This window comes from Micromonospora sp. WMMD956 (genome assembly GCF_029626125.1).
GTDB classification, from domain to species: Bacteria; Actinomycetota; Actinomycetes; order Mycobacteriales; family Micromonosporaceae; genus Micromonospora; species Micromonospora carbonacea.
The window spans coordinates 3,981,020-4,001,011 of sequence record NZ_JARUBI010000005.1 but is presented as its reverse complement, the minus strand read 5'-3'; the positions used below and the strand labels follow the sequence as shown (position 1 = coordinate 4,001,011).

Here is a 19,992-nt window from a genome sequence, read left to right as displayed (position 1 = left end):
GCGCGGCACCTCCGCACGGGGTCGACGCGGCCGGCCTTCCGGCCGTACGGGCCCCGTTAAAAGGGGGCCCTTCCTATACCGAAAGCGTTAACAAGGTGCCCTTCCTTTACCGCCGGTCCTCCAGGCCCCACGGGGAGCCGTAGGCCGTCAGCAGGTCTAGGAACGGGCGCGGGGGCAGGGCCTCGGGGCCGATCACGCCGGTGCCGGCCCACTCGCCCGTGGCGAGCAGTTCCAGGGCGACGACCGGGTTGACGGCGGTCTGCCAGACGACGGCCTGGTGGCCGTACTCGGCCATGGACCACTCGTTGTCGACGACGTGGTAGAGGTAGACCTCGCGGGGCCGGCCGTCCTTTCCCACGCCCGTGACCCAGGTGCCGGCGCAGGTCTTGCCGCGCATCCGGTCGCCGAGGGTGGCCGGGTCGGGCAGGGCGGCGGCGACCACGTCGCGCGGGGACATCGGCACGCCGCGCACGGTGACCGGCTCGGTGGAGTCGAGGCCGAGCTTGTGCAGGGTACGCAGGACCTCGATGAACTCCTCACCGAGGCCGTACTTGAAGGTGACCCGCCGGGCGTCGACCCAGCGCGGGATGAGCAGCACCTCCTCGTGCTCCACGTTGACGCACTCGACGGGGCCGATGCCCTCGGGGAAGTGGAACACCTCGGGCTCGCTGAACGGTTCGGTGGTGAACCAGCCCCGGTCGCGTTCCCAGATCACCGGCGGGTTGAGGCACTCCTCGATCGTGGTCCAGATGGAGAACGACGGGGCGAAGTCGTAGCCCTCGACGGTGAGGTTCGCGCCGTCGCGTACCCCGATCTCGTCGATCTCGGCGAAGAGTTCGTCGGCGGCGTAGCGGGCGAAGACGTCGGACAGGCCCGGTTCGACGCCGATGCCGCACAGGGCGAGCCGGCCGGCGGACGCCCAGCGGCCGGCGACGGCGAACTGCTCGTCGCCGAGCTTCACGCCGGTCTCGGCGTAGGGGCGCTTCGGGTGCGGGTGCGACAGGGACATGGCCATGTCGAGGTAGTCGGCGCCGGCCGCGTACGCGCCGTCGAAGATCGGCATGACGAAGCGCGGGTCGACGGCGTTGAGCACGTGGGTGATCCGGTGTTCGCGGCACAGCGCGGCGACGGCGTCGGCGGAGGAGGCGTCGACGGTCGCGGCGACGAACCGGTCGCCGTGGCCGGCGACGGCCCGCGCGGCGCGGGCGGCGTCGGCGTCGGCGACGACCATGGTGTCGAAGAATGTTCGGCGGGCGGCGATGGCGGCGGCGGCGGAGCCGACCCCGCCGGCGCCGACGAGCAGGATACGCATCAGGAATCGAACCCCAAACCAAGACGATCGAGCGTACGGAGCCACGGGTTGCGCCGGCCGTCGCGCGCGTCGGCGCGGGCCAGCGACCAGCGGGTGAGGTGGATGCCGGCGGCCCGGACGGGCTCCGGCGGGAACGGCAGCGGCTTGCCCCGGACGAGGCCGAGCCGGGTGAGCGGGGTGTCCGCGCCGGCCAGCAGGTCGAGCATGACCCGCGCGCCGAACCGGGTGGCCCCGACGCCGAGGCCGGTGTAGCCGGCGGCGTAGGCGAGGCGGCCGCCGTAGGCGGTGCCGAAGAACGGGCAGAACCGGGTGCAGGTGTCGATGATTCCGCCCCAGCGGTGGCTGAACCGCACGTCGGCGAGCTGCGGGAACGTGGTGAAGAAGTGCTCGGCGAGGGCGGTGAAGGTGGCCGGGCGCTGCTCCAGCTCGGGGGCGACCCGGTTGCCGTGGTGGTAGACGGCGTCGTAGCCGCCGAACAGGATCCGCCCGTCGCGGGTGATCCGGTAGTAGTGGAACTGGTTGCCGGTGTCGGCGAGGCCCTGCCGGTTGCGCCAGCCGATCGCGTCGCGCTGGGCGGGCGTCAGCGGCTCGGTCATCAGCGCGTAGTCGTAGACGGGCACGACCCAGGCCCGCAGCCGGCGCAGCAGCGGCGGGAACGCGTTGGTGGTGAGCACGACCCGGCGGGCACGCACGACGCCGGGGGCCTGCTCGACGCCGCCGGCTGTGCTGGCGGCCACGGCGGCGGCGTCGCCGCGCAGCCCGGTGACCCGGGTGTGCTCGTGGATCCGGACGCCCAGGTCGAGGCAGGCGCGGCGCAGGCCCCAGGCGAGCTTCGCCGGGTCGAGCATGGCCACCCGGTCACGGTCCCACATCCCGCCGAGGTACGTCGGCGAGTCGACCTCGGCGCGCACCTCGTCGCGGCCGAGCAGCCGCACGTCGTGGCCGAAGCCGCGGGCCAGCTCCGCGTCCTCGGCGAGCCCGTCGAGCTGGTACGGCCGCACCGCCACGGCCAGCTCGCCGGTGCGCTCGAAGTCGCAGTCGATGCCGTACGCGTCGACGGTGGCGGCGATCGCGGCGAGGTTCTCCCGGCCGAGGCGTTCCAGCTCGGCGACCTCGCCGGGGAACCGGGCGACGCCGTTGGCGAGGCCGTGGGTGAGCGAGGCGGAGCAGAACCCGCCGTTGCGCCCCGACGCGGCCCAGCCGCAGGTGCCGGCGTCGACGAGCAGCACGTCGGTGCCGGGGTCGGCCTGCTTGGCCAGCAGGGCGGCCCAGAGCCCCCCGTACCCGCCGCCGATCACCAGCAGGTCGGCGGTGTGCGCGCCGGTCAGCGGGGGCAGCGGGTCGGGGCGTCCGGGCCGGTCGAGCCAGTACGGTACGGGCGTCGCGTCGGCGAGCGCCCGGCCGGTATGCGGGAGGATCATGACGGGCCCTTCGCCCGCCCGCCGGTCGCCGGGGCGACCGGGAGGGTGTGCCGGCGGGCCCGCCGCCCGCGCAGCGAGCTGAGCCCGACGAGCAGCAGCGCGACGGCGAACATGGCCGTGCCGATGACGTTGACCTGCGGCGGGATGCCCCGCTGGGCGGCACCCCAGACGTACATGGGGAACGTGACGGTGGTGCCGGCGTTGAAGTTGGTGATGATGAAGTCGTCGAAGCTGAGCGAGAACGCCAGCAGCGCGGCGGCCACGATGCCGGGGAGCACCAGCGGCAGGGTGACCAGGCGGAACGTCTGCCACGGGCTCGCGTACAGGTCGGCGGCGGCCTCCTCCAGCCGGCGGTCCATGCCGGCGAGCCGGGCCTTGACGGTGACGACCACGAACGACACGCAGAACATGACGTGCGCGATGACGACGGTCCAGAAGCCCTGCGGCACCCCGGCGGAGACGAACAGGGCCAGCAGCGAGGTGCCCATGACCAGCTCGGGGGTGGCCATCGGCAGGAAGATCAGCACGTTGATCCCGGAGCGGCCGGTGAACCGGTGCCGCACCAGCGCGAACGCCATCAGCGTGCCGAGCACGGTGGCGACGACGGTGGCGATGAAGCCGATCTGCACGCTGCGCACCACCGCGTCGCACATGTCGGAGGTGGCGCAGGGCTGCCGCCAGTTGTCGAGGGTGAACTCGTTGAAGTCGTACGACAGGCGGCTCGACGGGCGGTTGAACGACAGGGCGGCGACCACGGCGATGGGCAGCGACAGGTAGCCGAGGACGAGCAGGGCGACGCCCATCACCCAGTGGTCGGCGAGCCAGCGGGAGAATCTCACAGCACCTCCTCCGTGCCGGCGCGGCGCAGGTAGACGAAGACCACCGCGAGGATCGCCGCCATCAGCAGGAACGACAGGGCCGCGCCCTGCGGGTAGTCCAGCCGGACCAGGAACGCCGAGTCGATGACGTTGCCGACCATGTACTCGTTGGGCGTGCCGAGCAGCTCGGCGTTGATGTAGTCGCCGGTGGCCGGAATGAAGAACAGCAGCGTGCCGGCGATCAGGCCGGGCATCGACAGCGGCAGGGTCACCCGGCGGAACGTCTGCACCGGGCTCGCGTACAGGTCGCCGGCCGCCTCCAGCAGCCGGTAGTCGAGCCGCTCCAGGCTCGCGTACAGCGGCAGCACCAGGAAGGGCAGGAAGTTGTACGTCAGCCCGAGCACCACCGCGACGGGGGTGGCGAGCAGCCGGCCGTCGGGGCCGAGCAGGTGCACGTCGCGCAGCAGCCCGACCAGAGCGCCGTTGTCCGACAGGATCGTCTTCCACGCCAGGGTGCGCACCAGGAAGCTGGTGAACATGGGGGCGACGACGCAGACCAGCAGCAGGTTCTTCCACCGGCCGGCCTTCTGGGCGATCGCGTACGCCAGCGGGTAGCCCATCAGCAGGCCCAGCACGAGCGCGATGCCGGCGTAGAGGAACGACCGGCCGAGCTGCGGCCAGTACGCCTGCACCGCGTCCGGGTAGTTGCCGAACGCCCAGGTCAGCGCGTACCCGGTGGAGAGCGAGCCGGCGGGGTCGTAGAGGCTCGCGGCGGCGAGCTGGAACAGCGGCACGGCGAAGAACAGCAGCAGCCAGGCCGCGCCGGGCAGGAGCAGCAGGTACGGCAGCAGCCGGTGCCGCCCGCCCCGGGGCGGCGGCGGGGGCGTCGCGGGTTGCCCCGTCGACGTGGGAACGTGGGCCAGCGCGGTCACGAGGACGCACCCACCGGCTCGTCGAACAGACCGGCGGTGGCGTCGTCCGCGCCGGGCGGGCGGGGCAGCAGGAACGCGTGCCGGGGGTCCCAGTGCGCCACCACGGACGCGCCGACGGGCACCCGGCCGCCGAGGCCGCTGTTGGCCGCGAACGCGGTCAGTTCGCTGCCCCAGCCGGTGCGCACCAGATACTGGGTGCTGACCCCCACGTACGAGGCGTCGGTGACCACCCCGGTCACGTACTGGTGGCCGGCGGGGACCCGGTCGGCGGCGTCGACGAGGTGCAGCTTCTCGGGACGTACCCCCAGGTAGACCGGGCCGGACGCGACGCGGGCGCGGCCGGCGGGCACGGAGTAGCGCGCGCCGTGGGCGGTGACCGGCACGTCGGACCCGGCGGGCCCGGCGGCCTCGGCGGCGAGCAGGTTGGACTGGCCGAGGAAGTTCGCCACGAAGGCGGTGGCCGGGTACTCGTAGATGTCGGCGGGCGCGCCGAGCTGCTCGATCCTCCCGGCGTTCATCACCGCGACGGTGTCGGCCATGGTCATGGCCTCCTCCTGGTCGTGGGTGACGTGCACGAAGGTGATGCCGACCTCGGTCTGGATGCGCTTGAGCTCGATCTGCATCTGCCGGCGCAGCTTCAGGTCGAGCGCGCCGAGCGGCTCGTCGAGCAGCAGCACCTGCGGCCGGTTGATCAGCGCCCGGGCGAGCGCGACGCGCTGCTGCTGCCCGCCGGAGAGCTGGGCGGGCCGGCGGTGGCCGAAGTCGTCGAGCTGCACCAGGGCGAGCATCCGCATGACCTCGTCGTCGACCGAGCGGATGCCGCGCCGGCGCAGCCCGAACGCCACGTTGTCGAAGATGTCGAGGTGCGGGAAGAGCGCGTAGCTCTGGAACACGGTGTTGACCGGCCGCTTGTACGGGCGCAGCCGGGCGATGTCCCGGTCGCCGAGGAGCACCTGCCCGCTCGTCGGCTGCTCCAGGCCGGCGATCATGCGCAGGGTGGTGGTCTTGCCGCACCCGGACGCCCCGAGCAGGGCGAAGAACGAGCCCTGCGGGATGGTCAGGCCGAGGTCGTCGACCGCGGTGAAGATGCCGAACCTCTTGGTCAGGTTGACCAGCCGCAGGTCGCCGGCCGGCGCGTCGTGTCCCGTCGTCTTCGCGCTCATCCCCGTCACGCCCCGATGACCTGCTGGAACTTGCCCTCGAACTCCTTCTCCTGCTTCTCGTCCAGGGCCATGAACACCTTGGACCTCGACAGCAGCGCCTCGTCGGGGAAGATCAGCGGGTTGGCGGCCAACTCCGGGTCGATCTTCTCCATCTCGGCCTTCGCGCCCTGCACGGGGCAGATGTAGTTGACGTACGCGGCGAGCTTCGCGGCGACGGCCGGCTCGTAGTAGTAGTTGATCAGCTCTTCGGCGTTCGCCTTGTGGGTGGCCTTGTTGGGCACCATCATGTTGTCGCTGAAGAGCATCACGCCGGAGTCGGGCGCGACAAACTTGATCTTGTCGTTCTCCCCGGAGAGCTGGATGACGTCGCCGGACCAGCCGATGCACGCCGCGATGTCGCCCTTGGCGAGGTCGGGGGCGTAGTCGTTGCCGGTGAACCTGCGGATCTGCTTGGAGTCGACGGCCCGCTTGAGCTTGTTGAGCGCGTCGTCGAACTGGGCGGTGGTGAAGTTCGCCGGGTCGTGTCCGTTGGACTGTATGAGCAGGCCCATCGTGTCGCGCATCTCCGACAGTGCGGTGACCTTGCCCTTGAGGTCGGGCCGGGTCAGCAGCTCGTCGACGGTGCGGATCTCCTTGGTGACCGACCCGTTGTACGCGAGACCGGCCAGGCCGGACTGCCACGGGATGGCGATGCGGTTGTCCGGGTCGAAGGAACGGTTGAGCAGCGACGGCAGCAGGTTCGCCGCCACGTTGGGCATCTTCGCCGGGTCGAGCTTCTGGATCCAGCCGAGCCGGATCATCCGGGCGGCCATCCAGTCGGTGAGCACGATGATGTCCCGCCCGGTGCCCTGACAGGCCGCGAGCTGGTTCTGCACCTTGCCGAAGAACTCGTTGTTGTCGTTGATGTCCTCGGTGTAGGTGACCTGGATGCCGCTCTTCGCGACGAACGCGTCCAGGCTGGGGCGCTTGGATTCGTCCTTCTCGTCGACGTCCATGTACTGCGGCCAGTTCGAGAACGCCAGCTTCTTCTCCGTGCCGGAGAGGTCGTCGCTGACGCAGCCGGCCTCGGTCTGCACGGCGCCCTTGGTGCCGCAGCCGGCGAGCGCGCCCGCCGTGGCGAGCATCGCGGCCGAGCCGAGGGTGCCGGTGAGCAGACCACGCCGAGTGAGCGGCCGGAGGGGAGTTCGCATGTGACGACTCCTAGGGGGTCATCGTCGGCGGGCGGGACGGGGGAGGCCCGACGGCGGGAGGGTCTTCAGGCGATGGACGACTGATCCTGACATGAGCTGACCTGCCTCACAAGGGATTCCGTTGCGGGCATAGCAATGCACCACGAATTACGCCAGACTGCGCCAGGGCATTACGATCCCGGTGGAGAACCGGACATGGGGAGCTGACGATGGCCATCCGACAGCAGGAGAGCGGCGGCGGCGGGGGTCGGCGCGTCGCTGTGCGTGAAGGTGCCAGTCACGCTCTGCTGGACGACGTCGCCAAGCAGATCATCGAGCAGCTCCAGGAGGACGGCCGCCGGCCGTACGCGACGATCGGCAAGGCCGTCGGCCTCTCCGAGGCGGCGGTGCGCCAGCGGGTGCAGCGGCTGCTCGACGCCGGGGTGATGCAGATCGTCGCGGTCACGGACCCGCTCCAACTCGGCTTCCCCCGGCAGGCCATGATCGGCCTGCGCACCGACGGGGACCTGGAGACGGTGGCCGACCGGCTCGCCGAGTTCGAGGAGGTCGACTACGTGGTCATCACCGCCGGGTCGTTCGACCTGCTCGCCGAGGTGGTGTGCCGCAACGACGCGCACCTGCTGGAGATCCTGCAACGGCTGCGCGCCGTCGACGGGGTGCTCGCCACCGAGGCGTTCGTCTATCTCAAGCTGCGCAAGCAGACCTACAGCTGGGGCACCGCCTGAGCCTGCCCGACGAAGGCCCGCCAGGCGGCCGGCGCGAAGCTGAGGGTGCCGCCGTCGCGGTCCTTGCTGTCGCGCACCAGCACCCGGCCGGGCAGGTTGTCGGCCACCTCGACGCAGTCGCCGCCGTTGTTGCTGCTTCGGGTCGCGGTGCGCCACCGGGCACCGGCCAGCGCGCCCATGGGTGCGTCCGTCGGCGCGTCGGTCAGCTCCACGTCGTCGCCACCTCCCTGATCAGCTCGATCGACTGGCGGCGGGGCAGCGCCTCGCCGGTGACGCTCTCCCACCTGCGCCCCAGGCTAGCAACGTCGACCGGGTCGCTGACGACCTGACCGCGTAGCTGGTTGTCGATATAAGCCAACTCTGCCCCGTCGGGCAGACCGGCGAGGACGAACGGCCCGGCCAGCCCGGTGTGCCACGGGCTCTCGGCCGGGATCACCCGCACCTGCACGTGGTCCCGCCCGGCCAGCGCCGCGAGGTGGGCGACCTGCCCGGCCATCACCGCCCGGTCGCCGACCACCCGGCGCAGCACCACCTCGTCGATCACCGCGACGAGTCGCGGCGGGGCCTCGGCGTCGAGGATCGCCTGCCGGTCGAGCCGGCCGGCGACGATCCGCTCCACCTCGGCCGGCGGCAGCAGCCCGCCGGTGTTGAGGACCGCCCGCGCGTACGCCTCGGTCTGGAGCAGCCCCGGCACCAGCAACGGCTGGTAGGAACGGATCGAGATGGCGACCTGCTCCAGCTCGGCCCACTTGCGGAACCAGGGCAGGTCCCGGCGGCGGAACGGCTCCGGCCACAGCTCGGCGGCCTCCCGGCCGAGCACCTTGGCCACCGCCAACCGGGTGCGCGCGTGCGGGATGCGCCCCTGCGACACCCACCGGCCGGCCGTCTTCGGATCGACCCGGACCTTGCCCGCCAGCGAATCGGCGGTCTCCCCCACGGCGGCCATCGCCACCCGCAGCGTCTCGTTGCCCATCGAGCCTCCTGTCGCGGTCACGTGTAGTGGGCACCATAGCGACGCAGGGTGCCGACGGTGGGCCCGAAACGGCAGGTGGCGGCGGGACCTGTTCCGCACGTCTCGCGCGCATTCGAGATGGTGTCGAACGCCCGCCGGATGCCCCGACAACGTCCACCACCCACCGGACTACCGGCCCCGCCCTTACCCACCCGCCCCGATCCGGCCTGGCCGGCCGCCCGACCCCCGCCCGCCGGACTGCCCACCCGCCTGCCTGGCCAGCCGGGCCGGGTAGCCGGGCCTGGCCGGTAGGCGGACGGGTGGCCGGGCGGCCGCAGGGGCGCCCGCCCGGCGGGGCGAAAGGTCCCTCGCGCCACTAAGGGATGTCTCGCAACTCGGTGGTGGGTCCATGGTGGATCATGTTGTGGTGCAGGTGATCACGGCGGCTCGCCCGGAGTGGATCTTCCCGTTCACCGGGCTGCAGCCCGCCCAGTTCCGCAGGCTGGTCAGGCTGGTCGCCGAACGTGGCGGGGACGCCATCGCCGACGGGCGGCCGGGCCGGCAGTGGTCCCTCGACCTCGCCGACCGGGTACTGCTGGTCGCCACGTACTGGCGCACGAACCTGACCATGCGGCAGATCGGCCCGCTGTTCGGGGTGTCGCACTCCGCCGCCCACCGGGTCATCGACACCCTCGGCCCCCTACTCGCCCTGGCCCCGGTCCGCCGACGCCGGATCGAACAGATCGCCATCGTCGACGGCACCCTGGTCCCGACCCGGGACCACCGGCTGGCCGCCCCGAGCAAGAACTACCGCTACTCGACGAACCTGCAGGTCGCCATCGACGCCCACACCCGCCTGGTCGTCGCCTTGGGTGACCCGCAGCCGGGCAACCGCAACGACACCATCGCCTACCGCACCTCCGGCATCGACCAGAAACTGGCCGGACGGCCCGTCATGGCCGACGGCGCCTACCGCGGCAACCCCGAGGTGATCATCCCGTACCGCAAACCCACCGACGGCACCGAACTACCCGACTGGAAGAAGGACCTGAACAAGCAACACCGCACGATCCGGGCGCAGGTCGAACACGCCCTGGCCCGCATGAAGACCTTCAAGATCCTCCGGGACTACCGACGCGCCGCCAGCACATTGACCGACACCGCTTCCGGCATCGCCCACCTCCACAACATCATCCTGCTCGGATGACACCGACACCGTTGACCAGCAGCCATCACCGAGTTACGAGACATCCCTTAGGGAGCTGATGTCGTAGATGACTCACCCCAGCCCCAGCCCCACGGTCCGGGGACGTGCGCGGGGGCAGGGCATGGACGGGAACGGGAGAGGGCGGGGGCCTGAGCGGGGCGGGGGGCAGAGGCTCAGCGGGGAGGGGGCGGGGACGGGTGAATCTTGGAAGATTCCGGCCCCTGGAGGGGCCGTTTCGCTCCAAGATCTGCGTTCGGGCGGCCGGATCGCGGCGGGCGAGGTGCCTGGGAAGCGGCGTGGGGGCGGGCGGGGTGGCGGGGGATGCGGCGGGGGCGACTGGGGTGGTGGCCGAGGGTTGGCGGCGTGGGGATGCGGCGGGAGTGGCGGGGATGCGGGGACGCTGCGGGAGGTGCGGTCGGGGGCGGGTGATGTCGTTGGTGACTCAGCTCCCTAGGGCCCACCGCGTGCCCGCACCCGGCCGTCCGCGCAGCCGGGAGATGCGAGAGATCAATCACGATGCGGATTCCGTTGCCGACAGCGTCACAGCGCGCCGAATCCGTTGCCCAGGGAGCCAAGGGCCACCGATACCACTTGCCTTTCGGCGTGCGGCTGTGGGATAACCGTGGGCAGAGCGGCCGGTGTCACCCCTGACCGGCCCGAGACCCGATGGGGCTGACATGGCCAACGCCACCGACCACCTCTGGATGCACTTCACCCGGATGGCCAGCTACTCCGCAGGCGAGGTGCCGACGATCGTGCGCGGCGAGGGCGCGTACGTGTGGGACTCGCAGGGCCGCCGTTACCTGGACGGGCTGGCCGGCCTCTTCGTCGTCAACGCCGGCCACGGGCGCACCGAGCTGGCCGAGGCCGCCGCGAAGCAGGCCGGCGAGCTGGCCTACTTCCCGCTGTGGTCGTACGCGCACCCGAAGGCCGTGGAGCTGGCCGAGAAGATCGCCTCGCTGACCCCCGCCGGCCTGAACCGGGTCTTCTTCACCACCGGCGGCTCCGAGGCCGTCGAGTCGGCGTGGAAGCTGGCCCGGGCCTACTTCAAGCGGACCGGCAAGCCCAACAAGCACAAGGTCGTGAGCCGTTACCTCGCGTACCACGGCACGTCGATGGGCGCGCTGTCGATCACGGGGCTCCCGGGCATCAAGACCGACTTCGAGCCGCTGGTGCCGGGCGCGGTGAAGGTGCCGAACACGAACTTCTACCGGGCCCCGGAGCACGGCGACTCGCCCGAGGCGTTCGGCCGGTGGGCGGCCGAGGAGATCCGGCGGGCCATCGAGCGGGAGGGGCCGGACACGGTCGCGGCCGTCTTCCTGGAGCCGGTGCAGAACTCCGGCGGCTGCTTCCCGCCGCCGCCCGGCTACTTCGAGCGGGTCCGCGAGATCTGCGACGCGTACGACGTGCTGCTCGTCTCCGACGAGGTGATCTGCTCGTGGGGGCGGCTCGGCGAATACTTCGGCGCGGTCCGCTACGGCTACCGGCCGGACATCATCACCACCGCGAAGGGCATCACCTCCGGGTACGCCCCGCTCGGCGCGATGATCGCCAGCGACCGGCTGATGGAGCCGTTCCTCACCGAGACGGGCATGTTCGCCCACGGGGTGACCTTCGGCGGCCACCCGGTCTCCTGCGCGGTGGCCCTGGCCAACCTGGAGGTGTTCACCCGGGAGGACCTGATCGGGCACGTCCGGGCCAACGAGGACGCCTTCCGCGCCACCCTGGAGAAGCTGCACGACCTGCCGATCGTCGGCGACATCCGGGGCGACGGCTACTTCTACGGCATCGAGCTGGTGAAGGACAAGGCGACCCGGGCGACGTTCAACGAGGCGGAGTCGGAGCGGCTGCTGCGCGGGTTCCTCTCCACCGCGCTGTTCGCCGCCGGGCTCTACTGCCGGGCCGACGACCGGGGCGACCCCGTCGTGCAGCTCGCCCCGCCGCTGATCGCCGAGCAGCAGCAGTTCGACGAGATGGAGCAGATCCTGCGCGCGGTGCTCACCGAGGCGTGGACCCGGCTGTAGCGCAGCCGCCGCGAACAGGTTCGGCTCATGCGCTACCAGGAGCTGTCGTACTGGTTGTCCACCGTGGACGAACCGTTGACGCCCCGTCCGCCGCTGGGCGGGGACGCCGACGCGGACGTCGTGATCGTCGGGGCCGGGTACACCGGGCTGTGGACGGCGTACTACCTCGCGCTCGCCGACCCGGCGCTGCGGATCACGGTGCTGGAGGCCGAGATCGCCGGGTACGGCGCGTCGGGGCGCAACGGTGGCTGGTGTTCGGCGCTGTTCCCGACCTCGCTGCCGGCGCTGGCCCGTCGGCACGGCCGCGACGCGGCGCTGCGGATGCAGCGGGCCATGCAGGCCACCGTCCGCGAGGTGGGCCGGGTGGCCGCCGCCGAGGGCATCGACTGCGACTGGCACCTCGGCGGGACGGTGACGCTGGCCCGCAGCGCGGCCCAGCTCGGCCGGGCCCGCGCGGAGGTGGCGCAGGCCCACGCGCACGGCCTGACCGCCGACGACCTGGTGCTGCTCGACGCGGCCGAGGCCGCCGCCCGCTGCGCCGCCGACGGGGTACGCGGCGGGACGTACACCCCGCACTGCGCCGTGGTGCACCCGGCCCGGCTGGCGCGCGGGCTGGCCCGGGCGGTCGAGCGCCGGGGGGTGACCGTCCACGAGCGGACGCCGGTGACCGCGATCCGGGCCGGTGCGGCCGTGACCCCGGCCGGGACGGTCCGCGCGCCGGTGGTGGTGCGGGCGACCGAGGGGTACACGCCGGGGCTGCCCGGGCAGCGGCGGAGCGTCGCGCCGGTCTACTCGCTGATGGTGGCGACCCCGCCGCTGCCCGAGGAGACGTGGGCGCGGATCGGGCTCGCCGGGCGGGAGACGTTCTCCGACCACCGCCACGTGATCATCTACGGGCAGCGCACGGCCGACGGGCGGCTGGCGTTCGGTGGGCGGGGCGCGCCCTACCATTTCGGGTCCCGGGTGCGGCCCGAGTTCGACCGGGAGCCCCGGGTCTTCGCCGCGCTGCGCCGGACGCTGGGCGAGCTGTTCCCGGCGCTCGGGCCGCAGGTGCCGGTGACGCACACCTGGGGCGGCCCGCTGGGCGTGGCCCGTGACTGGTCGGCCTCGGTGGGGCTGGACCGGGCGAGCGGGCTGGCCTGGGCCGGCGGGTACGTCGGCGACGGGGTGGCGACGACGAACCTCGCCGGGCGTACCCTCGCCGATCTGATCCTCGGCGCGGACAGCGACCTGACCGACCTGCCGTGGGTGGGGCACCGCTCGCCGCGCTGGGAGCCGGAGCCGCTGCGCTGGCTGGCCGTGAACGCGGGCCTGCGGGTGATGCTCTCGGCCGACCGGGCGGAGCTGCGCACGGGCCGGCCGGCCCGGCGGGCCGCCGTGTTCCAGCGCTTCCTGGGCCACTGAGCGGGCCGGGCCCCACGCTGACGGCGTGCGCGGTGCGACCGGCGGTCAGTGGTTCGGCGGGATCACCCGCAGGTGGCCGCGGCGGCCCGTCTGCGGGTTGTGGTGGTGTTGCGGTGCGCCGCCCTGGTCGTCGCTCGGCGGGCGGGGCGGCGCGGGCCGGGCGGCCTCGCGGACGGCCTCGGCGAGGGCGACGAGGTCGTCGGCGCTGGGCGGCGGGGGCTCGAACTCGCCCTCGTGGCGGACCACGTTCCAGCCCCGGGGGGCCGTCAGGCTGCGCGCGTGGGGCTCGCAGAGGTCGTACGTGTGCGGCTCGGCGAAGGCCGCGAGGGGCCCGACCACGGCCGTCGACTCGTTGTAGACATAGGTCAATGTGGCGACCGCTTGCCGGGGGCAGCCGTTTCTTGAGCAGCGCCGTGGTGACCTCACGGCGGGAGGGTATCTCCATTACCGGGTCCGGCGCACCGGTTCGCGTTGCGACACGCCCGTCATCGAGATCACAATTCGCAACATCCGACGCGTCGGGCGGTGACGGGCGGGTCGGCGCGCCGCGACAGCCGCACAGCCGTGGGCGGGGCGACTCGGCGGGCTACCCTGTGCGTCATGACCAGTCCGGAACACCGCCGCCCCGGCCCCGGCCGGCGCGCCCACCGGGACCGGCACGGGCGCGGCCTGCGCGGGCGGCTGGTGCCGGCGACCGTGCCGCTGGCCCGGACCAAGGCCGAGGTCTTCGACGACCTGGTGCTCGACACGGTCGAGACCCTGGAGCGGCGGTTCGCCAAGGAGCTGGCCGGCGTGGAGTTCGCGGTGGAGGACGTGCCGCCGGACCTGAACGTCTACGACTCCGACGTGCTGGAGGACGGCGAGGTGCCGCTGGCCCGGCTGTTGCCGGGGCGTCCCGGCCGGCAGGAGGTCCCGCCCCGGATCGTGCTCTACCGCCGGCCGCTGGAGTTCCGGGCCATGGACCGCGAGGACCTGGCCGACCTGGTGCACGACGTGATCATCGAGCAGGTGGCGAACCTGCTGGGCGTCGACCCGGACGAGCTGGCCTAGGCCGGCCCGGCTTTCCGGGCGCACCCGGCCCGCCCCGGCCGGAAGCGCCGCTGCGCCCCGGCGCGCGCCCCCCGACACGCGCTCCGGACGCCCGGGCCGGGCGGCCCCCACCGCCCCGGCCCGGCGACGCTCAGGCGGCCCGCCGCTTGAGCTTGCGCCGCTCCCGTTCCGAGAGCCCACCCCAGATCCCGAACCGCTCGTCGTGGCCGAGAGCGTATTCCAGGCATTCGGTCTTGACCTCGCACCGCGAGCAGATCCGCTTCGCCTCGCGGGTCGAGCCGCCCTTCTCGGGGAAGAACGCCTCCGGGTCGGTCTGGGAGCAGAGTGCCTGCTCCTGCCACTCCGGCGCGTTCCCGAGCAGGTCGGCCACCTCAAGCTGGCCGTCCATCTAAAGATGCCTCCTTGTCGCGCACCGGCGTCGTCGCCGCTGCAACCCCCCACGCGAAAGGCGTGCGTGTCCGTCCGGTCCCCATTTGTTGCGTTCCGTGCGAACAACCCCATTCAAATTACACGCGTGTAATGCGTGCGCCGTCAAGCCGAACTTGATAATGGAGTCGCCCTCCCGACACGCCGTGGACGGCCCTTGCGGCCGTCCGGCCTCGCAACCTGCCCTATCGATTCAGACCCCGGACGAGTAACGCCCTCCCCGGCGAGTTGCCCGAGTTTTCTTGCCGCGGCGGCCCGCCGGGCGGCTCCGGCGAAGCCGTCGGCGCGGCCTCGGGGGCGGGGCTACGACGCGATGCTGATCTTGGTGGGGCACAGGTTAACGCGACTTGGCCGAGACTGGCCATCGCGCCCGCAACGCCGACAGCGCCCCGTCCACATGATGGACGGGGCGCAGCGGTAGGAGCTGAGCGGTGGGTCAGATCGCCACCGAAGGTGCGCTGGTGGGCCAGGTGAACTCCGCGACCGTCCCCCCGGTCACGGTGACCGTCCCGGCGGGTGTGTCCTCATCCCACCAGACGGTATAGAGCCCCGCGGCAAGATCGGGGTAGACGGCACTGTGGAAGGTGCCGTCCTGCACGATGCGCTCACGCACCGCGACGTGGGTGCGCGGCGCGTCCGCGTCGTCGACCCGACTGATCTCGATCTCCCGGCCGTGCAGCTGCCGGCCGGTGTAGATGATCAGGGCACCCGTGTCGCCACCCAGATCGAGGACGACGGTGCCGGTCTCCGTCGGCCCGTACGCGTGGTGATGATGGTGGGCGTGCATCGGTCCGCTCCGTCCGGGTCAGGACGACGCCGGCGGGTTGTTGAACCCGTCGTACGGCGTGCCGAGGAAGGGGAAGTTGCGCAGGAACGGGGCCGTCACGTCGGCGGCGCTCAGGCCCGGGGTGACCGCGCCGGCCGCCGCGTCCGGGGTGAACCCCTTGTCGACCAGCGGCACGGTGACCCCGGCGATGGCCCGCAGCGCGATGCTGACCACGTCGTCGGCGACCCGCCGCCCGTTCGGGAAGCCCGCCAGGTCCCCGCCGAGCACCCCGAACCGGTCCGGCTTGGCGCTGGGCCGGATGGCCGTGTTCAGCCGCAGCATGTCGGCCTGCACGTCGCCGGTGTTGTTGGAGAAGCCCTGGATCAGCCCGGCCGGGATGCCGGTGAGCAGGATCGCCAGCAGGTCCGCGCGGGCCTTCTTCGTCTTGTTCAGCGCGTCCAGCTTGGGGAACACGCCCGGGTAGAGCACCGGGAGCAGGGCGGCCAGCTCCGGCTGCTCGACGAACTTCGCGAACCGCTTGTCCTCCGTGGGCGGCAGCGTGTTCCACTCGTCCTTCTTGGACATCGGCACGATGACCTCGTTGAACAACGGGTTGCCGAGCCGTGACACCTGCACGAACGGGCCGGTGGAGGTGTCCTTCGCCGAGCCGTTGCCGAGGATCCGCGCCTGCTGCCGCGACGCCGACGTCCACACGCCGATGACCGAGGCGCGGTCGTGCGTGCCGTACCGGTTGGCCCGGCGGCGCACCCGGCTCAGCGGCACCTGCACGGCGAGGGTGTGCACGTTCATCCGGTCGGTGGCGTTGACCGGCTCCCCCTCGGCCTTGAACAGCTTCTTGCCGGCCACGTGCAACTGCTGGAACGGCCGCAGGGTGCCCAGGTCGAAGATCGCCCCCAGGTCCACGAAGAACCCGTCGGCGCGCTGCCCGGCGAAGACCTTCTCCCCCGTCGACAGGCTGAACGTGGCCTGCCGGGCCAGGGCCGCGTAGTTCGGGGTGGACAGCGGGCCGACGTTGCACGGCGGGCAGGCCAGCTTGTTGGCCAGCCGGTGCTCCTTGCCGTCGGCGATGCGGGTCAGCGAGTAGAACTGCTTGCGGTTCCAGTTCTTGCTGTCCAGCGACTCGATCGGCCCGGTGTTGTAGAGAAAGCTGTTCGGGTTCGTGATCTCGGTGGTGAATTCGAACCGGTAGGTGACGTCCGGCTTGCCGTCGCCGTCGTTGTCGATATGGATCTCGTACCGCACGTCGTCGCCGAACTCGAAGAAGTTCGGGCCGCCGGAGGGGAGCTGCAACGGCACGTAGTTGGCGATCAGCGTGACCGAGTCGGGACGGTCGGGGCTGACGAACGCGTACAGGTCGGAGCTGTCGGCGACCGGATCCTTCGCGATCTCCGGGGCCTCGCGGTGGGAAGACATGGCGGACCAACCTCACTGGGCAGCAAGCGATCAGGGGAAGAGTGGAGGGGGCCGGCGCCGGGAGCCCGCGCCGGGGAAACGGGACCGGGCCGGTGTCAGCGCTTGCCGGCGGCGCGCCGCAGCCGGTCCGCCAGGCCGCGGTCGCGTACCTCGATGCGGGACGTGCCGACGAAGACGTCCATCGCGTCGCCGCCGCGCAGGTGCACGACGATGGGCTCGTCCTTCTTCCCGCCGGACGACGGGGAGTTCTGCGCCGCGGACAACCCGGGCACGGTGAGCGCGGCGGCCCCGAGGGTGGCACTCGCCGCGGCGGTCAACGTCTGCCGGCGGGTCAGTCGCGGCCAACGCCGCTTCCGCTGATCACTGGACATGGGCAACCTTTCCGGCGCGCGGCGCGTCCGCGCCCGCGGTGACGAAAGGCGGGGCCGGCCGACCGCCGGGCCCGCAGGGGGCCGCCGGCCGCGGCTCTGGCCTCAGCCGCCGCCGGCAGGCAGTGGTACGGCCCGCACGCCGGAAAGGTTCGACGCTACGGCCGGAGGTGACCGTACGCGGTCGTCCGCTTACGCGCCGGTCGTCCGGCCCGCGCCGCGATGGCCCGCAACTGCTCCTCGGTGCGCGCCGAGCCGTTGCCCGAGCCGGCCATCCGCGAGATCGTCTCCTCCATCAGCGTGCCGCCCAGGTCGTTGCAGCCGCCGTTGAGCATCGCCGCCGTCCCGGCGTCGCCGAGCTTCACCCAGGAGCACTGGATGTTGTCGATCCGGCCGTGCAGCAGCAGCCGGGCCATCGCGTGCACCGCCCGGTTCTCCCGCCACGTCGGGCCGGGCCGGGCGATGCCGGCGAGGTAGATCGGGGCGTTGGTGTGCACGAACGGCAGCGCCACGAACTCGGTGAACCCGCCGGTGCGGTCCTGCACCCCGGCCAACACCCGGAAGTGGGCCAGCCACTGCCCGGGGTGGTCGACGTGGCCGTACATCATGGTGGAGCTGGACCGGATGCCGAGCTCGTGGGCCGTCGAGACCACCTCGACCCAGGCGGCGGCCGGCAGCTTGCCCTTGGTGAGCACCCAGCGCACCTCGTCGTCGAGGATCTCGGCGGCGGTGCCCGGGATGGTGTCGAGGCCGGCCTCGCGCAGCCCGGTAAGCCACTCCCGCACCGGCACGCCGGCCTTCGCCGCCGCCGTGACGATCTCCATCGGGGAGAAGGCGTGCACGTGCATCCCCGGCACCCGGGCCTTGATCGCCCGGATCAGGTCCGCGTAGCCGGTGACCGGCAGCTTCGGGTCGATGCCGCCCTGGAGGCAGACCTCCGTCGCGCCGGCGGCCCACGCCTCCTCGGCCCGGTCGGCCACCTGGTCGACGGAGAGCCGGTAGGCGTCGGCGTCGCGCTCCCGCTGGGCGAACGCGCAGAACCGGCAGCCGACGTAGCAGACGTTGCTGAAGTTGATGTTGCGGTTGACGACGTAGGTGACGTCGTCGCCGACGGTGTCGCGGCGCACGTCGTCCGCGATGCGGCACAGCGCGTCCAGCGCCGGCCCGTCGGCGGCGAACAGGGCGAGCGCCTTCGCCTCGTGGGCCGGCGTCAGCAGCGCCGCCGGGTCGTCGGCGGCCAGCCGCAGCCCGGCCCGCAGCTCGGCGTCCCCGGCGCTGTCCCCGGTCGTCGCCGCCGCTGCGGTCGCCCCCGCGGTCGCGCGGCTCGCGTCGGCCTGCGCGGCCACCTCCGACCAGTCGCCGTAGACGTTGTCGAAGTCGCCGCGCCGGTCGCCGGTGCGGCCGGTGGTGTCGATGGTGGCGTGCAGGTCGGTCCGCCCGCCGCCGAACACCTCCTCCGGCTCCTGCCAGGGGCGGCCCTGCGGGCGGGCCGTCTCGACGGCGAGCCCGGTCGCCGGGTCGGCCAGCGCGGACACGTGCGGCAGCAGGCGCGGGTCCAGCCACGGGTCGCCGGCCCGGACGTACTCGGGGTAGATCGTCAGCCGCTCGCGCAGCGTGAAGCCGGCCTCCGCCGTGCGCCGGCCCAGCTCGTCGAGCTGCGGCCAGGGGCGCTCCGGGTTGACGTGGTCGGGGGTCACCGGCGAGACGCCGCCCCAGTCGTCGATGCCGGCGCGCAGCAGCAGATCGTATTCGCCGGCGATCAGGTTCGGCGGGGCCTGGATCCGGGCGCCGGGGCCGAGCAGCACCCGGGCCACCGCCACCGTGGCGGCCAGGTCGTGCAGCTCCGCGTCGGGCATGCCGCGCATCGCCGTGTCCGGCTTGGCGCGGAAGTTCTGCACGATCACCTCCTGGAGATGGCCGTACGCGCGCTGGGCGCGGCGGATCGCGAAGAGCGCGTCGACCCGCTCGGCCGGGGTCTCGCCGATGCCGATCAGGATGCCCGTGGTGAACGGCACCCCGACCCGGCCGGCGTCGTCGAGCACCCGCAGCCGCACCGCCGGCTCCTTGTCGGGCGAGCCGAAGTGCGGGCCGCCCGGCTCCGACCACAGCCGCGTCGCGGTGGTCTCCAGCATCATGCCCATGCTCGGGGCGACGGGCTTGAGCCGCTGGAGCTCCGACCAGGAGAGCACGCCGGGGTTGAGGTGGGGCAGCAGGCCGGTCTCCTCCAGCACCGCCACCGCGCAGGCGCGCAGGTAGTCGAGGGTCGAGTCGTAGCCGCGCGCGTCCAGCCACTCCCGGGCGGCCGGCCAGCGCTCCTCGGGCCGGTCGCCGAGGGTGAACAGCGCCTCCTTGCAGCCCTGCGCCGCGCCCTGCCGGGCGATGGCCAGCACCTCGTCCCGGTCGAGGAAGGCGGCCGGCAGCCGGTGCGGGACGGTGGCGAAGGTGCAGTAGTGGCAGCGGTCCCGGCAGAGCCGGGTCAGCGGGACGAAGACCTTCTTCGAGTACGTGACGACGCCGGGGCGGCCGGCGTCGCGCAGGCCGGCGTCGCGGATGTCACCGGCGACGCGGAGCAGCTCGTCGAGGGCGCCGCCCCGGGCGGCGAGCAGCGCGGCGGCCTCGTCGACGTCCAGCGCGAGCCCGGAGGCGGCCCGGCGCAGGGCGCGCTCGATGCTGGCCGCGGTGGGGCGGGGCTCGGTGCGATCAACCATCCGCCCAGCCTATGCGCCCTGCCGCCGGCCCTGATCCGCTGGCCAGGCCAGCTTCGGCGCGACGGCCGGACCGCACACGGGCGGTGACGGAC

The 19,992-nt window shown here is 72.7% G+C and carries 19 protein-coding genes; 5 read left to right on the top strand and 14 right to left on the bottom strand.

All coding sequences use genetic code 11. From position 1 onward, the window contains the following. Positions 1–106 precede the first annotated feature (106 nt). Genes O7628_RS18405 through O7628_RS18380 form a run of 6 tightly spaced genes read right to left on the bottom strand, consistent with a single transcriptional unit; the run spans position 107 to position 6,836 of the window. Positions 107–1,312 (bottom strand): saccharopine dehydrogenase C-terminal domain-containing protein, encoded by a 1,206-nt coding sequence (locus tag O7628_RS18405; protein ID WP_278132217.1) that lies wholly within the window; start codon positions 1,310–1,312, stop codon positions 107–109. Next, the gene (locus tag O7628_RS18400) at positions 1,312–2,733 is read right to left on the bottom strand and encodes an FAD-dependent oxidoreductase (protein ID WP_278132215.1); all 1,422 of its coding nucleotides are present in this window, start codon (positions 2,731–2,733) and stop codon (positions 1,312–1,314) included. Before O7628_RS18400 ends, O7628_RS18405 begins: the two co-directional genes overlap by 1 nt. Then, positions 2,730–3,572 carry an ABC transporter permease gene (locus O7628_RS18395; protein ID WP_278132213.1) on the bottom strand — a complete coding sequence of 281 codons (843 nt, stop codon included), beginning with the start codon at positions 3,570–3,572 and terminating at the stop codon, positions 2,730–2,732. The genes O7628_RS18400 and O7628_RS18395 overlap by 4 nt, the downstream gene beginning before the upstream one ends. Next, the gene (locus O7628_RS18390; RefSeq protein WP_074476602.1) at positions 3,569–4,483 is read right to left on the bottom strand and encodes an ABC transporter permease; all 915 of its coding nucleotides are present in this window, start codon (positions 4,481–4,483) and stop codon (positions 3,569–3,571) included. The genes O7628_RS18395 and O7628_RS18390 overlap by 4 nt, the downstream gene beginning before the upstream one ends. Continuing rightward, positions 4,480–5,646: an ABC transporter ATP-binding protein gene (locus O7628_RS18385; RefSeq protein WP_278132210.1), complete on the bottom strand. Its 1,167-nt coding sequence runs from the start codon at positions 5,644–5,646 to the stop codon at positions 4,480–4,482. Before O7628_RS18385 ends, O7628_RS18390 begins: the two co-directional genes overlap by 4 nt. 5 nt (positions 5,647–5,651) lie before the next feature. Continuing rightward, entirely contained in the window at positions 5,652–6,836 is a 1,185-nt protein-coding gene (locus tag O7628_RS18380) for a spermidine/putrescine ABC transporter substrate-binding protein (RefSeq protein WP_278132207.1), read from the bottom strand. 209 nt (positions 6,837–7,045) lie between these two features. Here O7628_RS18380 and O7628_RS18375 point away from each other — a divergent pair, with 209 nt between their 5' ends. Then, positions 7,046–7,561, top strand: coding sequence for an Lrp/AsnC family transcriptional regulator (locus O7628_RS18375; RefSeq protein WP_074476604.1), 516 nt, complete (start codon positions 7,046–7,048; stop codon positions 7,559–7,561). Here the strand turns inward: O7628_RS18375 and O7628_RS18370 are convergent. Both O7628_RS18370 and O7628_RS18365 read right to left on the bottom strand, forming a co-directional pair. Continuing rightward, entirely contained in the window at positions 7,540–7,740 is a 201-nt protein-coding gene (locus O7628_RS18370; RefSeq protein WP_278136345.1) for a DUF397 domain-containing protein, read from the bottom strand. The two genes, O7628_RS18375 and O7628_RS18370, sit on opposite strands and share 22 nt — an antisense overlap. Before the next feature lie 23 nt (positions 7,741–7,763). After that, the gene (locus O7628_RS18365) at positions 7,764–8,534 is read right to left on the bottom strand and encodes a DUF5753 domain-containing protein (RefSeq protein WP_278136344.1); all 771 of its coding nucleotides are present in this window, start codon (positions 8,532–8,534) and stop codon (positions 7,764–7,766) included. Between the two features lie 406 nt (positions 8,535–8,940). Here O7628_RS18365 and O7628_RS18360 point away from each other — a divergent pair, with 406 nt between their 5' ends. The 3 genes from O7628_RS18360 (at position 8,941) to O7628_RS18350 (ending at position 13,148) form a co-directional block, all read left to right on the top strand. After that, positions 8,941–9,720 carry a transposase family protein gene (locus tag O7628_RS18360; RefSeq protein ID WP_278136285.1) on the top strand — a complete coding sequence of 260 codons (780 nt, stop codon included), beginning with the start codon at positions 8,941–8,943 and terminating at the stop codon, positions 9,718–9,720. 677 nt (positions 9,721–10,397) lie between these two features. Continuing rightward, on the top strand, positions 10,398–11,744 hold the full coding sequence (locus tag O7628_RS18355; RefSeq protein ID WP_278132205.1) for an aspartate aminotransferase family protein: 1,347 nt from the start codon (positions 10,398–10,400) through the stop codon (positions 11,742–11,744). A 27-nt stretch (positions 11,745–11,771) separates the two neighbouring features. After that, positions 11,772–13,148: an FAD-binding oxidoreductase gene (locus O7628_RS18350; protein ID WP_278132202.1), complete on the top strand. Its 1,377-nt coding sequence runs from the start codon at positions 11,772–11,774 to the stop codon at positions 13,146–13,148. A 45-nt stretch (positions 13,149–13,193) separates the two neighbouring features. On the opposite strand, the gene O7628_RS18345 is transcribed toward O7628_RS18350, so the two are convergent. Then, complete coding sequence (locus tag O7628_RS18345) at positions 13,194–13,574, bottom strand: DUF3499 domain-containing protein (protein ID WP_043961989.1); 381 nt, start codon at positions 13,572–13,574, stop codon at positions 13,194–13,196. Positions 13,575–13,748: 174 nt separating this feature from the next. On the opposite strand from O7628_RS18345, the gene O7628_RS18340 reads away from it, so the two are divergent. Next, positions 13,749–14,198: a metallopeptidase family protein gene (locus O7628_RS18340; protein WP_007455785.1), complete on the top strand. Its 450-nt coding sequence runs from the start codon at positions 13,749–13,751 to the stop codon at positions 14,196–14,198. Between the two features lie 130 nt (positions 14,199–14,328). Here O7628_RS18340 and O7628_RS18335 read toward each other — a convergent pair whose 3' ends face one another. The 5 genes from O7628_RS18335 to O7628_RS18315 form a co-directional block, all read right to left on the bottom strand. After that, on the bottom strand, positions 14,329–14,586 hold the full coding sequence (locus tag O7628_RS18335; RefSeq protein WP_007074725.1) for a WhiB family transcriptional regulator: 258 nt from the start codon (positions 14,584–14,586) through the stop codon (positions 14,329–14,331). Between the two features lie 474 nt (positions 14,587–15,060). Beyond that, complete coding sequence (locus O7628_RS18330) at positions 15,061–15,411, bottom strand: phospholipase (protein ID WP_074476609.1); 351 nt, start codon at positions 15,409–15,411, stop codon at positions 15,061–15,063. Positions 15,412–15,429: 18 nt separating this feature from the next. Beyond that, complete coding sequence (locus O7628_RS18325) at positions 15,430–16,824, bottom strand: DUF4331 domain-containing protein (protein WP_278132195.1); 1,395 nt, start codon at positions 16,822–16,824, stop codon at positions 15,430–15,432. Between the two features lie 95 nt (positions 16,825–16,919). Continuing rightward, positions 16,920–17,195, bottom strand: a complete 276-nt coding sequence (locus tag O7628_RS18320) for a hypothetical protein (RefSeq protein ID WP_043961986.1) — start codon at positions 17,193–17,195, stop codon at positions 16,920–16,922. Between the two features lie 155 nt (positions 17,196–17,350). Then, on the bottom strand, positions 17,351–19,900 hold the full coding sequence (locus O7628_RS18315) for a bifunctional FO biosynthesis protein CofGH (protein ID WP_278132192.1): 2,550 nt from the start codon (positions 19,898–19,900) through the stop codon (positions 17,351–17,353). Between the last annotated feature and the right edge of the window lie 92 nt (positions 19,901–19,992).

Coding starts and splice junctions, on each gene's coding strand:
- O7628_RS18365 (WP_278136344.1), bottom strand. CDS start 8,534: ATGGGCAACGAGACGCTGCGGGTGGCGATGGCCGCCGTGGGGGAGACC.
- O7628_RS18405 (WP_278132217.1), bottom strand. CDS start 1,312: ATGCGTATCCTGCTCGTCGGCGCCGGCGGGGTCGGCTCCGCCGCCGCC.
- O7628_RS18400 (WP_278132215.1), bottom strand. CDS start 2,733: ATGATCCTCCCGCATACCGGCCGGGCGCTCGCCGACGCGACGCCCGTA.
- O7628_RS18340 (WP_007455785.1), top strand. CDS start 13,749: ATGACCAGTCCGGAACACCGCCGCCCCGGCCCCGGCCGGCGCGCCCAC.
- O7628_RS18355 (WP_278132205.1), top strand. CDS start 10,398: ATGGCCAACGCCACCGACCACCTCTGGATGCACTTCACCCGGATGGCC.
- O7628_RS18330 (WP_074476609.1), bottom strand. CDS start 15,411: ATGCACGCCCACCATCATCACCACGCGTACGGGCCGACGGAGACCGGC.
- O7628_RS18370 (WP_278136345.1), bottom strand. CDS start 7,740: ATGGGCGCGCTGGCCGGTGCCCGGTGGCGCACCGCGACCCGAAGCAGC.
- O7628_RS18335 (WP_007074725.1), bottom strand. CDS start 14,586: ATGGACGGCCAGCTTGAGGTGGCCGACCTGCTCGGGAACGCGCCGGAG.
- O7628_RS18385 (WP_278132210.1), bottom strand. CDS start 5,646: ATGAGCGCGAAGACGACGGGACACGACGCGCCGGCCGGCGACCTGCGG.
- O7628_RS18380 (WP_278132207.1), bottom strand. CDS start 6,836: ATGCGAACTCCCCTCCGGCCGCTCACTCGGCGTGGTCTGCTCACCGGC.
- O7628_RS18320 (WP_043961986.1), bottom strand. CDS start 17,195: ATGTCCAGTGATCAGCGGAAGCGGCGTTGGCCGCGACTGACCCGCCGG.
- O7628_RS18375 (WP_074476604.1), top strand. CDS start 7,046: ATGGCCATCCGACAGCAGGAGAGCGGCGGCGGCGGGGGTCGGCGCGTC.
- O7628_RS18315 (WP_278132192.1), bottom strand. CDS start 19,900: ATGGTTGATCGCACCGAGCCCCGCCCCACCGCGGCCAGCATCGAGCGC.
- O7628_RS18325 (WP_278132195.1), bottom strand. CDS start 16,824: ATGTCTTCCCACCGCGAGGCCCCGGAGATCGCGAAGGATCCGGTCGCC.
- O7628_RS18350 (WP_278132202.1), top strand. CDS start 11,772: ATGCGCTACCAGGAGCTGTCGTACTGGTTGTCCACCGTGGACGAACCG.